This is a genomic window from Marinobacterium profundum (assembly GCF_001528745.1).
Taxonomy (GTDB): Bacteria; Pseudomonadota; Gammaproteobacteria; order Pseudomonadales; family Balneatricaceae; genus Marinobacterium_A; species Marinobacterium_A profundum.
The window spans coordinates 1-15555 of the sequence record NZ_BCNS01000146.1 but is presented as its reverse complement, the minus strand read 5'-3'; the positions used below and the strand labels follow the sequence as shown (position 1 = coordinate 15555).

Genomic DNA, 15555 nt, shown 5'->3' with positions numbered 1-15555 from the left:
TACCCTACTCTTTTGCTCGGGAATTATTCACGTTTTAAACGCCGCCGTCCAGTACAGCCATGGCCGCAGGAACCAGTGCTCTGTAACTACAGAGCCACAATCACAGCTAACCGACTGTTGTAGACGTATTGCCGGCCGCCTCACTCAGCTGCTGCGCCTGCGCCCGCGCAGCACCAAAGTCACGTTTGCCACTGCCCAGCAGCGGGATCTCATCCACCGCATAAATCTCGGATGGCTGCATCAGCGGCGCTACCGCCTGCATCAACTGAGCCCGCACCTGCTCCGGTTCCAACCCCGTTGCGGCCATCAGCAGTACCAGGCGCTCGCCCTTGCGTGCATCGGGTAACGCCACGGCCAGCAGGGCACAGTCCTGAGTATCAAGACTTGCGGCTACGGCATCTTCCACGGCCTGCAGACTGACCATCTCGCCACCAATTTTGGCGAAGCGTGCATAGCGATCCAGAATACTCAGGAAGCCCTCTTCATCCAGCCGCCCCTTGTCGCCGGTGTTGTACCAGCGCAATCCATCCAGCTCTATAATCGCGCGCGCCGTGCGCTCGGGATCATTGAGGTAACCCAGCATGATCTGGGTGCCTCCAATCAGCACCAGACCCGCTTCCCCGGTGGGCAGCTCCACGAAGGTATCCGGATCCACGATGCGCACGGTGGAACCCGGCAACGCCAGCCCTACCGTGCCCTCACGACTACCTGTCTGCACGCTCCACCAGCGCGTATCCAGGTGATCCGGCAGATTAACCGTGGCCACAGGTGTGGTTTCGGTGCAGCCATAACCTTCCAGCACAGGTACATGGAAGCGTGCCTCGAAAGCGTCACGCACTGCGGGATCCAGCCGTTCGGCACCAGCCACCATCAGGCGCAGAGACTGGAACATCAGCGGATGCAGCTTGCGATTACTGGCATAGAGGCGCATGAAGGTCGAAGTGCCACACATCAGGGTCGCCCTGAAGCGCGCCACACCTTTACCAATATTCACCGCATCGGTAGGATCCGGATGACACACCACCGGTATTCCCTCGATCAGCGGCAGCAGGCAGGTAACGGTCAGGCCAAAGGCATGAAACAGCGGCAGCGTCGCCATCCAGCAGTCGTCGTCACGCACATTGAGCACGTCCCCGATCTGTTTGATGTTGGACAGAATATTGCGATGACTCAGCATCACCCCCTTGGGTGTCCCCTCACTGCCGGAGGAAAACAGAATCGCCGCGGTATCATCGACCCTGGCGCGACGGCACAGCCAGGCCTGCAACAGCGCCACGGGCAGCACCTGCACCGCAAGCAACATGGCCAGCGACTCACACTTGCCGAAGGATTCTTTCAGGTCCTCCATATAAAGCACGCTGCGCCCGGCAAACAACTCCTGGGTATCGATGCCCCGTGCTTCAAGCCGCACCAGAAACTGCCGCGCCGTGACAATGGTCTCTAGCCCGGCCTGATCGGCGGCCGCCAGCAACGCCTGGGGCGAGGCGGTAAAGTTCAGATTCACCAGCGCCTTGCCGGCCATCAGCGCCGCCATATTGGCAATGGCACCAGCGCTGGACGTCGGCAGCAACAAGCCGATATTGGTTCCCGCTGTGCGCTTGAAGCGCCGACTAAAGAGCGCACAGGCACAGAGCAGACGCGCATAGCCCATGGGCGTGCCGCGAACATCACTGATAGCCCACTCCGCCGGCGCCTGGCGCGCGGTACGGATAAACGCCTTGGGCAGGGTTTCAAGGGTATCGGTGTAGCAGTTCCAGGCATGGATCGACAGTTCGAACACGCGCTTTTTCACCTGTTCGGCCGTGCTGTGCAGGGGTGCCGGCGCACCGAAGGCGACGATCAGATCCCGTTTCAGGCCATTGCGGCGGCTCGCCTGCAAACGGCTGCTTGAGCGCGAGAAACGGCTGCCCCAAAGACCGCGCAGGTAGAAGGGCACTATCACAGCCCCGGCACCCTCGGCCATGCTTTCGCAGGCGCGTTCAAAACCCCTTTTGAAGGTCCCCAGCTGACCGGTATGACTGATGGAGCCTTCCGGGAACAGGCAGACCACCTTGCCTGCCTGCAGCAGCTCGCTGACCCGCGCCAGAGCCGCACGGCTGTTGCCACCGGAGATGGGGATGACGCCAAACAGATCGAGGAAGCCGCGCAGGTACCAGCGCTCGTAAATGCTGCGTTCCATTACAAAGTGCACATGGCGCGGACAGGCCATCTGCACCATGGCCCAGTCGAGCCAGCTGATATGGTTGCCCAGCAGCAGGGTACCGCGCCCATCCTCGGGGATATGTTCGAACCCCAGCACCTGCAGGCGATACTTGCGCTTGAGAACCGCCGCCACTATCAGGCGAATCAGCGCTTCGGGCAGGGTGATGATGGCAAACACGGCACCGGCCACGGCCAGCAGCGCCAGACCATAGAGCAGCCAGAGGCCGGAAATGCCGGCATAGGCACAGAGTACCGTCAGACCGAGGAAGCTCAGCATGGCCACATTCTGGATAAAGTTGTTGCCCGCCAGAATGCGTCCGCTGTCGTGGCGATCGGCATTGAACTGGATCAGCGCGTTGAGCGGAATAATCATCAGGGCGCCGAACAGTCCAATCATCAGGAACAGGAGCGCGGAGAAGCCGAGCGACGCCGCATGGGGTAACAGCACCAGCCCGAGCGCCACACCACCGGCACCCAGCGGAATCAGGCCGGTATTGATATGGTGGCGTGACAGGCGCCCGGCCAGCATGGAACCGATCATGATGCCGATACCCGCCAGCGCCATGGTGCCCTGAATCACAAAGGTGTTCTGCTCTCCCAAAGTTTCCTTGGCAAAGGCCGGAAACACCGCCAGCATCACCTGGCTGATGGACCAGAAAGTCGCCAGGCCAATAATCGACAGCCAGATGGGCCTGATACCGGCGATATGGGACAGGTTGTTCGCCAGAGTGCGACCACGCCTGTAGGCCGGCCAGTCAAACTGCAGGTTTTTATCGGTCTGCGTCAGCGCCGGCAAGCGATGCGCCAGCACGGTTTCCAGCACAGCGCCTGCCACCAGAAACCAGCCCAGCGGCGCTATCATCTGCACCACCTCGGCGGGGTCCTGCGGCAACTGCAGTAGCCCCTCCAGGCGCGCCTCAAACAGTAGCGAGAACACAACTATGCCCGACAGTATCGCCACCATAGTGGCTGCCTGTACCCAGCCGTTACCCTCACTAAGACGGCTGGTGCCTACCAGTTCGCGGATATAGCCGTATTTGGACGGCGAGTAAAAGGCACTCTGCAGCGCCAGCACAAAGGTCAAACCAAAGGCCGCGACAAACCAGCCCTGGTAATAGCACAGGGTAATCAGCAACGTTACCAAAATCCCGGCCCAGGCTGAATAACGCATTACCCGGTGCTTGGGGTACTTGTCTGAGATAAAGCCCGCGGGCGTAAACAGCATGATAAAGGGCAGCAGGATCAGGCCGTTTACGACGGCTGTCAGCAGTATCTGCTGCTGACCGTCAAAGGTCTTGAACAGGGTATTCTGGATAATGATCTTGTGACCAAGATCCACAAAGGCATTGATAAAGGCCACTGACACAAAGGCCAGAAACCCGCGCAGCTTGAAAAGTTCACTCATGTCCTGCTCTCCCGGTTCAATCTCCAGCCATCCAGATGGTAATCCACCAGGGTTACCAGCATCTGCTCCTGCTTGCCCTGGGGTGGCAGGAACAGCTTGTTGCGCAACTGCAGAACCGCCACTCCGTGGACGCCGCTCCAGAGCGTACGGGCGGTCAGCGCCAGCTCCGTTGCACCAGCCTCTGGCGCCAGTTCGGCCAGGCAAAGCTCTAACTGCGAAAACAGCCGCCCAATAGATTCGTTCAGCCACACCGGCACCTGTAGCGTTTCCGGTGTGCGGTGCTCAAACAGCAAACTCCAACGCTCGGGCCAGCGGGCCGCAAAGGCCACATAACAAAGTGCATAGGCCTTGAGCGCTGCGCGCGGCTCCAGCTCACCCAGTGCATCCAGCTCATCGAGCAACTGCGCCAGGGTGCGGGCATTTAGCTGCCAGCACAGATCATCAAGGCTGCTGAAGACCGAATAGAGGGTCGCGGCCGAATAGCCAATCTCCGCCGCGATGCGACGGGTGCTCAATTCCGCCATGCCCTGCTCGTCCAGCAGGCGCTCGGCAGCACACAATGCCAGCTCGGTGAGGGCTTCACGGGAATGCTCTCGGCGTCGGGCCATGATTGCCTCCGCATATACGTTATTTAATAAACAGCGTTTAGGAATTCACAAGAGATTACTAAACACTGTTTAGAATGTAAATGCAGACTTGCTAAAAACCTGGAACCCCGGGAAATCATCCGCTACGGCCCAGAGCGGCCCGACGCTGCGCTCTTAAATAATCCGCGCTTGATTTTAGGCGTTAAAACCCTGTATTTTTTGCCTAACCCTTCCATAATAGGCGACAGGCATTTTCGCCCCCTTCGCTGCTACCCAAAAAACCGGACATTGATGAGCAATGACAATATCACCGAGTGGCTAATGTCACTCAGCATGGACGAACTTCTCGACCTTGATTACAAACTCAAGGCGAAAATAAAAGTTATGGCGCAGGAAAAGGCCGCAGAAGAAGAACGCCTTGAGCAGGCACGCCTGGAACAAATGCGTCTGGACAAGGAGCGCCAGGAACGTCTGGAGCAGGAAGCGCAAGAGCGGGCCAGGGCAAAACCAGGTCCCCGGCCGCTGCCCACCAACCTTTACGCCAGCGTCGATCAGCTGGCAGCCAGCCAGGGCCTGGATATTAGCGGTCTGATGAACGAGATCGCCCGCAAGGCCGCCCAGAAGCCCAAACCCAAGCCCAAAACCGGCTCGGGGCACAACTCGGGCAATGGCCGGCGCTAAGCAACATACTCAGCGCCAGAACGAAAAAACCGCCGCTCCCCCAGGGGAGCGGCGGTACGCAAAAATGATCACAATATCGCCAACCATTTAACGCTACTGATCAGACGCTCGGGACGGCCGCATAGGCCACCACTTCGACCAGCATTTCCTCACGGGCAAGACCCGCAATTACCATGGCTGCCCGGTTGGGATAAGGTGCGTCGAAATACTGCGCGTAGACCTGATTGAATACCGGCAGAAAAGCGCGATCCGTAACGTAGATCAGCACCTGGGTCACATCCTGCATGCCTAGGCCTGCAGCCTCGATGGTGTGTTTCAGGTTATCCATCGTCTGACGGCTCTGGGCTTCAATACCACCCTCGACAACCTGACCGGCCGTGTCGATGGGAATCTGTGCTGTGTAAAGGGTTCCGTTACCGATTACCGCCCATTCCAGCGGCGCCTTGGAGGCATACAGGTCGGTTTTGACAATCTGTTTCATAAGCCCAGGGGCTCCCGAGTCGTATTTTAGAAGTGCATACAGAGAGATGCGGCGGCCTGTGACAGCCACCCGCACTCCCCTGCCTTTAATCAATCAGCTTTTGTTCACGCGCCATCTGCAGGGCAATCCTGGGTGCCGTCCACAGGGAAGGCAGCAGCACCAGAGATACAGGTACGGCGGTTACCACGATAAAGGACTGCAGCGCCGAGATACCGCCGGAGCCGATGGAGATCAGCAGCGCCGCCACTACACCCATCATGATGCCCCAGAAGACCCGCACCGCACTTTGCGGATGGTCGGTGCCGGTCATGACCATGGATACCGCATAGGTCATGGAGTCACCGGTGGTGGCCACAAAGATGGTGGTCAGGATCAGGAAGAGCACCGAGATCACAAAGCCCATGGGCAGCTGTTCAGTGATCGCCAGCAAGGCCGCCGGCAGGTTGAAACCAGTGAAGGGCTCGGAGATGACCCCGGGGTTGGCCAGTTCAAATGCCAGACCGCTGCCACCGACAATGGTGAACCAGAAGCAGGTAATCACCGGCGCCACAACAGAGATCAGCAGCACCAGCTCGCGGATAGTGCGACCACGGGAGATGCGTGCCACGAACATCGCCATCAGCGGGCCGTATCCCAGGAACCAGCCCCAGAAGAACACCGTCCACCAGTCGAGCCAGCCCGGGCTTGCACGGAAGGTAGCCATCGGAATGAACTTGTCCAGATAGAGACCAAAGCCCTGCAGGAAGCCATCGATGATAAAGGCCGTAGGCCCAAAGACCAGGATAAAGGCCATCAGAATGACCGCCAGAATAACGTTGGCGCGACTGAGTAACTGGATACCTTTGGTCACACCGCTGACGGCGGACAGGGTATAGATCGCCATCAGACCCACCAGGATAGCGACCTGGGTGCTGTAGGTATCCGGAATGCCAAAGAGCTTTTCCAGTCCGAAGCTGACCTGCAGACCGAGAAAGCCTATGGGTCCCACTGTGCCGGCTACCACCGCCAGCACGCAGCAGGAATCGACTAGGGTACCGAAAGGCCCGGTCATCACACGATTACCAAACACCGGGTACAGCAGGGTACGCGGCTTGAGCGGCAGTCCCTTCTCATAGTGCAGGTACATGTAGACGATGCCGGTCAGACTGCCGAGGATAGCCCAGGCCAGAAAGCCCCAGTGCATAAAGCTCTGCGCCAGCGCATTGTAGGCCGCCTGCGCGCTACCCGCTTCATTGCCGGCACCGGCAAACAGCGGGGGTGGCGAGGTAAAGTGAGCCATGGGTTCAGCCGCGGCCCAGAAGACACCGCCGCCCGCCAGCAGGGTGCACATGATGATGCAGATCCACTTGAAGGTGGAGATCTCCGGTGCTTTGAGGCCACCAAGCACCACGGCACCGGTGCGACCAATCGCCAGGCACAGGCCAACGACAAAAGTCAGCAACAGCAGCACCTGCCAGTAGGCGCCAAACATCTTGGTCGAGGCCGCAAAGGCGCTGTTGACCCAGGCCGACATCAGCTCGATATCGTACAAGGCGAAGATGACGAACAGTAGCAAAGCGCCGCCGCTGAGGAAGAACACTGGCAGATCGACATCTGCCAGCAGTTTTTGCTTGGGGAGCGACGCATTGGCGTGCGCTGCCGGGGCCGGATTGTTGTTATTCATGCTAGCCTCCTGAGAGATTCCCACGTGGGAAGAGTCACCTTTTCAGTGGATTTCAGCCCTGGGGCTGCAACCCCTGATCGAGAAAGTTGAGCCAGTTAAGCCCCATAATCCGCGCCACATCCTCGGCGCTGAAACCGCGTTTGAGCAGCCCTGCGGTGATATTGGGGAAGTCGCGGCTGTCACGGAACCAGGACAGCGGTTGCGGCCACTGTGAATTGGCAGCAGAGCCTTCGCCGTAGTCCATGACCTTGGACCAGCGGCCATTGCGCATCCATTCCAGCACCGACAGCGGCTGGTCCTGACACAGGTCGGTACCTATGCCTATCTGCTCGATACCCATGATGTCGGCGGTGCGTGCCACCATGTCGCAGAAATCATCCAGACTGCAGTCCGAGCCGTTCTTCAGATGGAACGGATACAGGCTGAAGCCCAGCAGTCCGCCGGATTCGCCCAGCGCTTGCAGCACCTTGTCGGACTTGTTGCGCTTGGCTTCGTGGAAGAAATCCGGGTTGGCGTGGGAAATCACGATCGGGCGCTGCGAATACTCGATAGCCTCCAGTGTGCTGCGCTCGGCGCTGTGGGACATATCCACAATCATGCCGACGCGGTTCATCTCGCCGACCACCTGCTTGCCGAAGCGGGTCAAACCGCTGTCGTCGGACTCATAACAACCGGTCGCCAGCAGGCTCTGGTTGTTATAGGTCAGCTGCATGATCATGAGATTCAGTTCGCGAAACACTTCGATCAGGGCGATTTCGTCCTCGATCGGGGAGCAATTCTGGGCGCCGAATATAATGCCGACCTTGCCCAGTTCCTTGGCGCGCCTGATATCACCGGCATTGCGCACCGGCATGATCAGATCGCCGTGCTGCTCGAAACGCAGGTTCCACTCTCCCAGACGGGTCAGAGTTTCACGGGCGTTTTCGTGGTAGACGATGGTTACGTGTACTGCAGTCACACCGCCTTCACGCAGTTGTTCGAAAATGCCGCGATCCCAATGGGAATACTGCAGACCGTCGATCACTATCAGTTCGTTATGCATCGGATGGCCCCCGCAAAACAGGTAAGAGACAGATAATTAAGGGCGAGTAAAAGCCCGGCGCCGGGCTGCAAAACAGCACCGACACCGGATCAGGTGCTCGATCAGGCGCGGATATAGGTGGTCTTGACGACGGTGTAGAACTCGCGGGCATAGCTGCCCTGCTCCCGCGGGCCAAAGCTGGAATTCTTGCGACCGCCGAAGGGCACGTGGTAATCGGTGCCGGCTGTTGGCAGGTTCACCATCACGCAACCGGTCTTGGCGCGGCGCTTGAATTCGCTGGCGTACTTCAGCGACTGGGTCATGATGCCGCCGGTCAGGCCGAACTCAGTGTCATTCAGAGTCGCCAGGGCTTCCTCGAAATCCTTCACCTTGATCACGCAGGCCAGGGGCGCGAAGGCTTCTTCGCGGTTAACGGTCATGGCGTTGGTGCTGTCGACGAAGAGCGCCGGCTGCATGTAGTAGCCTTCGGTAGACGCCTGGATACGCTCGCCACCAAACACCAGGCGGGCACCTTCCTGCTTGGCCAGTTCAACGTAACGCAGGTTCTGCTCCAGCTGACGGGCATCGGCTACGGCACCTATATGCACGCCTTCTTCCAGCGGGTTGCCGACGCGAATCAGCTTCAGACGCTCGATCACGGCGTCCACGAAACGGTCATGAATACCTTCGGTCACAATCAGGCGCGAAGACGCGGTGCACTTCTGCCCGGTACCGAAGAAGGCGCCGCTGACGGCACATTCGACGGCCTGCTCAAGATCCGCATCATCCAGAACGACCAGAGCGTTCTTGGAGCCCATTTCCAGCTGGCACTTGACCAGATTAACCGCGGTGGCTGCGGCGACCTTGCGGCCGGTTTCCAGCGAACCTGTGAAGGTCAGTGCGTTGATACGCTTGGAGTGAATCAGCGTATCGCCCACCGCGGACCCCGGACCCATGACCAGGTTGAAGGTGCCTGCGGGCAGTCCCTGGCGGGAGATAATTTCGGTCAGCGCCCAGGCGCTGGCCGGAACCTGGTTTGCCGGCTTGAAGACAACGGCATTACCAAAGGCCAGCGCCGGCGCAATTTTCCAGGCACCGGTTGCCATCGGGAAGTTCCAGGGTGTAATGATGCCGATCACGCCAACAGGTTCGCGGCGGGTTTCGATTTCCACACCTGGGCGCACAGAATCAGCGGTTTCGCCCATCTGGCGCAGCACTTCAGCGGCGTAATAGTGGAAGAACTGACCAGAGCGGTAAACTTCACCGGCGCCTTCGGCCAGGGTCTTTCCTTCTTCGCGGGCCAGCAGACGACCCAGCTCATCCTTGCGTGCAATCAGCTCGTCACCAACGGCCATCAGCACCGAATAACGCTGTTCCAGACCGCTCTGCTCCCAGGCTTCCTGGCCACGTACGGCGGCTTCAATCGCCAGCTCAGTCTGAGCGGCATCGGCCTGTGCATAGTGCCCAACCAGATCACTGATATCGGACGGGCTGATATTGGCAACGCTTGAGCTACCCTCAACCCAGTTGCCATCAATGTAGTTACCGTAAATTGCGTCAGACATATGCACCTCCTATTCGTTGCTTGCATACTAGACCGGGCAGATTAATAATAAAAATTAATAGTAAATATCATTCGATAAGGAAAACTTACTATGCTGGCCGAACTGAAGATTGCGCAGCTACGCCATTTTGTCTGGGTGGCCGAACTCAAGGGCTTCCACGCCGCCGCCGAAAAGGCCCATCGCACCCAGCCGGCCATTTCGCTGTCGATACGGGATCTGGAGAACAAGCTGGGGGAAGGTCTGTTCGAGAAACGCAACGCCAAGACCGCCAAGGCAGAACTCACGCCCTTCGGGCAGCACTTTCTGCCCCAGGCCAAGGAACTGATTGCCCACCATGACCGTATCGCCCAGGACATGGCGCTGCTGGTGCAACACAAGACAGGGCACCTGCGCCTCGCTGCAGTGCCCTCAATCGCCAGCCGCATGTTGCCCGACATTTTGCAGCGCTTTATGTCCAATACGCCGGAGCTGCACCTGAGCATCTTTGACGCCAACTCCGATACGGTGCTGGAAATGGTGGACAACAGGCAGGTGGATTTTGGCATTGCCAGCCTGTGGGAAGCCCAGAGCGACAAGACCTTTATACCTGTGTGGGAAGACCGCGTCGGCGTTGTCTGTCACCGTGACCATCCGCTGGCCAATGAAACGCGCCTGAACTGGAAGCAGTTGCGCGGACACCGCCAGATCAGCAACGGCACCACTCGGCTACTGGCCAACAGCGCCGCCGAAGAGCTGATCCACAGCGCCCAATTCTACATCTCCAACATGATCTCGCTGATTGCCATGCTGGATGCCGGTATGGGTATCACTACCCTGCCCTGGTTCGCCTTCCCCCAGGACAACCCGAATCTGAAATTCATCCCGCTCGCCGATCCAGAGGTGATACGCCAGATCGGCATCCTCAGCCAGGCCGACCGTTCCCTGACGCCGCCGGCCCAGGCCCTGGTGGATTTCATTCTCGAAAGCGAGGGGCGGCTTGCGCAGTAGGGACGAGGGGCGAGGGGCGAGGTACGAGGGACGAGATGCGAGGGACGAGATGCGAGGGACGAGGGACGAGATGCGAGGGACGAGATGCGAGGGACGAGGGACGAGATGCGAGGGACGAGGGACGAGAAGCTAGGGGCTAGTGGCTAGTGGCTAGCGGAAGCGGAAGCGGAAGATTGGAATAAGTGTTATTCGTTATTTAAGCGGACGTTATTTGAAAATCTTATCAAATGATTGAACGAACTGATTTGTACGCATAGCTGAAACGGATGAGTATTCACTCACCATCAAACGGATATTGCCGCCACCCAGCTTGGCGGGCACCCGTTTCTGCGCACAGGCCCACAACCGCAAAATAGCGGGATCGCCGGGGCATTATTTTCAGCTGTACGAGGATAACAACAATGATCAATCCTGCTGTCATCCAGGCCGAACTCAAGGGCCCCGGCGCACTCGCCCTCAGACCCGCCAGCCAGGTCATGGACCTGGAACGCCTGGGCAGCCTGCACCAGAGCCGGTTGAGCTTTATGCGCACTCTGGTGCGACGCATCATGCGCGAGCGCTGGAAGATCGAGGCCGTGCGGCTGGAGCTGGACAACGACGGCTACGGCACCGTGGTCTACCGCATTCAGACACCCACCTGCCTCTACAGCTTTGTACTGTTTTCCAGCTACCTGGCGCCTGAAGACCGCAACGACCGCGTAATCGCCACCCAGTGGGATTTGACCATGGCGCTATGTGAAGGCGAAGTCGATGAGGCCTACGTCGAGCAGCTGCGCCAGAACGTACCCAAACAGGAAGCCGGCCGCGTTGATGCCCGCGTCTTTGTTCTCTCGCGCGCCAACCGCAGCGCCCGCAACTTCGACTATGTGGTCGATCAGCTCGCCAGCGGCGCACAGCCGGACCTAAAGCGCATTAGCCAGGTCGGTTATCTGTATCGCACCACCGCGGTCTATGGCAGTGGCAAGCTGGGCATGGCCGACTGGCAAAAGGTCGCCGCCAGGCACAGCGACTTTGCCCGCCCCTTTGCGGCGGAAATGTTTACCTGCTTCATGCTGCGCAACTTCAGCCTGACCCAGGTCGAGCATATCGCCAAAGCCCGTGCGCCTGAGCAGGCCGTGGCCATGCAGCCACAGATCAAGCGCTATTTCGGCATAGGCAACTCCACGGGCCTTGGCATGGCACCCTACCTTATCAATCATCCGCTGCTGATCAGCCGCTGGATCGAGATGCGCGAACTGGCCCTGGCCCGCATCCGCGCCTTTGGCGTACCCGGCACCGAGCGCCTGGCGCGCTTCAGGACCCTGGCCGCCCGGGCACATCAGCACACCGTGGAAATCGTCACCGAAGATGCCTGGCAGACCGGCAAGAACCAGCAGGTTATCGAAGATCTGGCGGCGCTAAAAAGCCATCTGGCCGGGCAGCCGCTGCGCGACTGGAACAGCCTGATCGCCTGGGCCGAACAGCACTGCAGCCTGCAGGGTCAGGAGATGGTCAACTCCATCCTGCTAGAGGTCTACCCGGACCTGGTGGACGAACTGGAAGACTATACCTGCGTCGGCGAACACCAGGATCTGGCACCCGGCATGTCGGTGTCGGAGCTGAAAGCACTGATAGAAGAGCGCTATCGCTGGGCGCTGGATATCGACTTCAGCGCTCCCCGGGCCACCGAAACCTTCTGGTACCGTTCACAGGAGAAACAGGAACCGCGCCTGGGTGGCAGCGAACTCGATTGCGGCCGTGCCAAACAAATGCCCCTGGGCATTGGTTTGCGCGTTGTGCAGTGTTACCAGGGCCTGTGCGACTATGCCGCGCAGCACCCCGAACACAGCTGCGCCTACTTCCTGTTTCTGAAACCGGAATACCGCGGCATAGTGCGTCGCATCCAGAGCCTGCGCCACAGCCTCTATGGCGATATTCAGGCCAACCTGCTGGATCAGGATGTGCTGCCCATGCACCTGCTGCGCTGCAAGCTGGCGTTCTTCGGGGTCAGCAAGTTCGATCCCCGCTCCCGCCTGTGGGTGCGCAACACCATGTTCCAGGGCGCACCGCTGCTGGATGATATAGGCCAGCCATTTGACGACGACTGGTTCCTGCCCCTGACTCCGGCCATCGACACCGAGGACGCCCGCTGATGCGTATTTCACTGAACGAACTGAATGCGACCCTCAAGCGTTCCTTCGAGGGCATGAACTACTTCGTCGGCACCTATGAAGATGCCGCCCAGATGGTCAGCTGGCTTGAAATGCACGGTGAACAGGGTTTCGGTGAACTCGAACGCGCCCTGGCCTACGTCAACGATGAGGACAAGGCTCCGGTAGAACTGCTGTTCGAAGACGCCAGTTCCGCCATCGTCGACTGTCACGGACGCAGCGCACTGAACAGCCTGGCGCTGGTGCTCGATCTGGCCCACGCCAAGGCGCTCAAGGCCGGCATAGCCACGCTCAAGGTGCAGCATTGCCACAACCGCAAGTTCATTCTCAAGCTGCTGGCCGACTGTGGCCGACGCGGCATCAGCATGATGGCCTACTGGCAGAACGGCACTCAGCCGGCCACCGAACACGTTGCCAGCATCAGCGCCGGCGAGCAGTATCCGCGCTACAGCGAAGCCGTGCTCAAAGCCGACTGCAGTCCGCTGGAAAAACAGACCATGACGCTGATCTGCAGCGACCGGGTCAATATAGCGGCGCAGCTGATGTCCAGCCCGAATGACCGGGTGAGCTGTCGCAGCGTGGAGCCCGCCACCTTCGCCGCTACTGGTCTGGCCACTCTGGAGAGCGGCATCGAGATCAGCGAAGCCCTGTGGCAGACCTTTAACCAGCTCGGCGAAAAGGTGCTGGTCGAAAATACCGAAGCGTCGCGCCAGGGCGCAGGCGGACGCTAAGCAAAGTCGCGATCTGGACCATGCAGAACCTAGAACTGGCTGGCGCGCCTACCCCGCTGCTGGTCTATAATGCCGCCTCTCGCTGCAGGGCGCTCTGATCTGCAGCTCGCGACTTCGGCGGATGTGCAATGATCTACAGTCTCTGGGACCTGCTGGCCCTGCTTATCGTGACCGTCGGCATTGCACTGCAGGGCGTCGTCGGCATTGGCTTTGGCCTGGTCGCAGCGCCGCTGCTGTTTCTGATAGACCCGCTCTATATCCCGGTATCACTGATTATTCTGGGCGCACTGCTGTCCGGTTACATGGTCGCCAAGGGGCGGCATCACCTGTCATGGCGGCGCCTGATGCCGGCGCTGATCGGACGTATTCCGGGCTCCTGGCTGGGGGCGCTGCTGCTGGCATCGGTATCGCCTGCGGTGCTAAGTCTGATTCTGGGCAGCACTCTGCTGCTGTCCGTCGCACTTAGCTGGCGCAATACCTTCAAAATCACCATGTCGACGCGCTCGCTGTCTATTGCCGGCTTTTTCTCCGGCCTTATCGGCACCGCAACCTCGGTGGGCGGGCCCCCCATGGCACTGGTGTATCAGGAGTCGAATGTGCTGACGGCCCGCAGCGAGCTGGCAGCCTTTTTTCTGGCAGGTCTGCCCATCACGCTAATCATGCTGGCACTCACCGGCAATCTGCCGCTGGAGTCCCTGCTGCTAACGCTGAAAATGGCGCCGGGCCTGGTGGCCGGGGTTTTTGTCGCACGACGCGTCGATCGCTACGTCGACAAGCAGAGCGCCAAGCCGCTGCTATTGTCGATTTCGCTGCTCGGAGCTGTGCTGGTACTTATACAGGGGCTGCGGCTGCTCTGATGCAGCCCCCACAGCGTGCGCTTAGCGGGCTGATTATTTACGGGTGAGATAGACGCCGCATTCCAGGTGATGGGTGTAGGGGAACTGATCGAAAATGGCGAAGCGCTCTATCTTGTGAGTCTGGGTCAGGTCTGCCAGGTTGGCCTGCAGCGTTTCAGGATTGCACGAGATGTAAACGATATTCTGATACTCGCTGACCTGCGCTACGGTATCGGCATCCAGCCCCGAGCGCGGTGGATCCACCAGCACAGTGGTGAAGTTGCAGCTGGCCAGATCCAGATGCGCGGTACGTCGCGCCTTACGCTCACCCTTGAGCACCTGGGAAAAATCCTCCGATGCCATGCGCACCACATCTACATTGTCGATACCATTCTCGGCGATATTGAACTCGGCGGCCCGCACCGACACCTTGGCAATCTCGGTGGCCACAACACGGCCAAAATTCTGTGCCAGCGGCAGCGTGAAATTGCCATTACCGCAATACAGCTCGACCAGATCGCCACCGGCACCTTTGGTCACATCCAGCGCCCAGCCAATCATGGAGCGACAGACTTCGGCGTTGGGCTGGGTAAAGCAGTTTTCCACCTGCTTGTAGCGATACTCGCGGCCATTGATATCCAGCCGCTCTATCACATGATCACGTCCCAGTTCTTTCTTGCTCTTGCGCGAACGGCCAATAATCTCGATATCAAACTGCTCAGCCAGCGCCCGGGCCGCCGTTTCCCACTCATCCTCAATGGGACGGTGATACAGCAGCGTTACCAGCAACTCACCCGACAGGGTGCTGAGAAAGTCGATCTGGAACAAACGAAAGCGCAGCGCGGGATCGGCCTTGATCACGTCCAGCATGGCGAACATGACATCATGGATGCGACGCGACACCATGGGGCAGGTATCCAGGCGCACCGGAATTTTCTTGTCACCGGGCTCAAACATCACGTAATACAGATCATCGCCGTCGTGCCAGACCCGGAATTCCGCCCGCATGCGGTAGTGCTCCGGCGGCGATGCAAAGACTTCAACCTCAGGCAACGCAAAAGCAGCGAAGTCGTCGCGCACGGATTCACACTTTTCGCGCAGCAGCGCCTCGTAGCGGGTCGGGTCAACGTTGGGTAGGGCCATGAAAGTGCTATCCGGGATCTGTCGGGAAAGCGCGGCATTCTAACAGCCCCACCGCCGCCATCAAAGTGCCACCGACACGGGGCTACTATTAACCCGGTGGACA

Annotated in this window: 12 protein-coding genes; 5 read left to right on the top strand and 7 right to left on the bottom strand. The window is 59.3% G+C overall.

Going from position 1 to position 15555, the window contains the following annotated elements; genetic code table 11:
* Positions 1-106 precede the first annotated feature (106 nt).
* Positions 107-3607 (bottom strand): acyl-[ACP]--phospholipid O-acyltransferase, encoded by a 3501-nt coding sequence (locus MPRO_RS17665; RefSeq protein ID WP_067295963.1) that lies wholly within the window; start codon positions 3605-3607, stop codon positions 107-109.
* Entirely contained in the window at positions 3604-4215 is a 612-nt protein-coding gene (locus MPRO_RS17660; protein ID WP_067295960.1) for a TetR/AcrR family transcriptional regulator, read from the bottom strand. The genes MPRO_RS17665 and MPRO_RS17660 overlap by 4 nt, the downstream gene beginning before the upstream one ends.
* Before the next feature lie 270 nt (positions 4216-4485).
* On the opposite strand from MPRO_RS17660, the gene MPRO_RS17655 reads away from it, so the two are divergent.
* Positions 4486-4875, top strand: a complete 390-nt coding sequence (locus MPRO_RS17655; protein WP_067295956.1) for a hypothetical protein — start codon at positions 4486-4488, stop codon at positions 4873-4875.
* 100 nt (positions 4876-4975) lie between these two features.
* Here the strand turns inward: MPRO_RS17655 and MPRO_RS17650 are convergent, their stop codons facing one another.
* The 4 genes from MPRO_RS17650 to MPRO_RS17635 all read right to left on the bottom strand — a co-directional run bounded on the left by MPRO_RS17650 (position 4976) and on the right by MPRO_RS17635 (position 9605).
* Positions 4976-5356 carry a RidA family protein gene (locus MPRO_RS17650; protein ID WP_067295952.1) on the bottom strand — a complete coding sequence of 127 codons (381 nt, stop codon included), beginning with the start codon at positions 5354-5356 and terminating at the stop codon, positions 4976-4978.
* Positions 5357-5441: 85 nt separating this feature from the next.
* Positions 5442-7019, bottom strand: a complete 1578-nt coding sequence (locus tag MPRO_RS17645; RefSeq protein WP_067295948.1) for a BCCT family transporter — start codon at positions 7017-7019, stop codon at positions 5442-5444.
* 52 nt (positions 7020-7071) lie between these two features.
* A complete protein-coding gene (locus tag MPRO_RS17640; RefSeq protein WP_173645522.1) occupies positions 7072-8061 on the bottom strand; it encodes a dipeptidase in 990 nt (329 codons plus the stop codon).
* 101 nt (positions 8062-8162) lie between these two features.
* Positions 8163-9605, bottom strand: coding sequence for an aldehyde dehydrogenase family protein (locus MPRO_RS17635; RefSeq protein WP_067295945.1), 1443 nt, complete (start codon positions 9603-9605; stop codon positions 8163-8165).
* A gap of 90 nt (positions 9606-9695) precedes the next feature.
* Between MPRO_RS17635 and MPRO_RS17630 the strand changes: the two genes are divergently transcribed.
* The 4 genes from MPRO_RS17630 (at position 9696) to MPRO_RS17615 (ending at position 14330) form a co-directional block, all read left to right on the top strand.
* Positions 9696-10592: a LysR family transcriptional regulator gene (locus MPRO_RS17630; protein ID WP_067295942.1), complete on the top strand. Its 897-nt coding sequence runs from the start codon at positions 9696-9698 to the stop codon at positions 10590-10592.
* A 401-nt stretch (positions 10593-10993) separates the two neighbouring features.
* Complete coding sequence (locus MPRO_RS17625) at positions 10994-12724, top strand: hypothetical protein (RefSeq protein WP_067295937.1); 1731 nt, start codon at positions 10994-10996, stop codon at positions 12722-12724.
* Positions 12724-13473: a DUF3726 domain-containing protein gene (locus MPRO_RS17620; RefSeq protein WP_067295934.1), complete on the top strand. Its 750-nt coding sequence runs from the start codon at positions 12724-12726 to the stop codon at positions 13471-13473. Before MPRO_RS17625 ends, MPRO_RS17620 begins: the two co-directional genes overlap by 1 nt.
* Positions 13474-13601: 128 nt before the next feature.
* Positions 13602-14330 (top strand): sulfite exporter TauE/SafE family protein, encoded by a 729-nt coding sequence (locus tag MPRO_RS17615; RefSeq protein ID WP_067295931.1) that lies wholly within the window; start codon positions 13602-13604, stop codon positions 14328-14330.
* 33 nt (positions 14331-14363) lie between these two features.
* Here MPRO_RS17615 and trmA read toward each other — a convergent pair whose 3' ends face one another.
* Entirely contained in the window at positions 14364-15452 is a 1089-nt protein-coding gene (trmA, locus tag MPRO_RS17610) for a tRNA (uridine(54)-C5)-methyltransferase TrmA (RefSeq protein WP_067295928.1), read from the bottom strand.
* Positions 15453-15555 lie beyond the last annotated feature (103 nt).

Bases quoted from the DNA above. Each gene is read 5' to 3' on its own strand.
- MPRO_RS17620 (WP_067295934.1), top strand. From the start codon at position 12,724: ATGCGTATTTCACTGAACGAACTGAATGCGACCCTCAAGCGTTCCTTC.
- trmA (WP_067295928.1), bottom strand. From the start codon at position 15,452: ATGGCCCTACCCAACGTTGACCCGACCCGCTACGAGGCGCTGCTGCGC.
- MPRO_RS17615 (WP_067295931.1), top strand. From the start codon at position 13,602: ATGATCTACAGTCTCTGGGACCTGCTGGCCCTGCTTATCGTGACCGTC.
- MPRO_RS17630 (WP_067295942.1), top strand. From the start codon at position 9,696: ATGCTGGCCGAACTGAAGATTGCGCAGCTACGCCATTTTGTCTGGGTG.
- MPRO_RS17645 (WP_067295948.1), bottom strand. From the start codon at position 7,019: ATGAATAACAACAATCCGGCCCCGGCAGCGCACGCCAATGCGTCGCTC.
- MPRO_RS17635 (WP_067295945.1), bottom strand. From the start codon at position 9,605: ATGTCTGACGCAATTTACGGTAACTACATTGATGGCAACTGGGTTGAG.
- MPRO_RS17660 (WP_067295960.1), bottom strand. From the start codon at position 4,215: ATGGCCCGACGCCGAGAGCATTCCCGTGAAGCCCTCACCGAGCTGGCA.
- MPRO_RS17655 (WP_067295956.1), top strand. From the start codon at position 4,486: ATGAGCAATGACAATATCACCGAGTGGCTAATGTCACTCAGCATGGAC.
- MPRO_RS17640 (WP_173645522.1), bottom strand. From the start codon at position 8,061: ATGCATAACGAACTGATAGTGATCGACGGTCTGCAGTATTCCCATTGG.
- MPRO_RS17625 (WP_067295937.1), top strand. From the start codon at position 10,994: ATGATCAATCCTGCTGTCATCCAGGCCGAACTCAAGGGCCCCGGCGCA.
- MPRO_RS17650 (WP_067295952.1), bottom strand. From the start codon at position 5,356: ATGAAACAGATTGTCAAAACCGACCTGTATGCCTCCAAGGCGCCGCTG.
- MPRO_RS17665 (WP_067295963.1), bottom strand. From the start codon at position 3,607: ATGAGTGAACTTTTCAAGCTGCGCGGGTTTCTGGCCTTTGTGTCAGTG.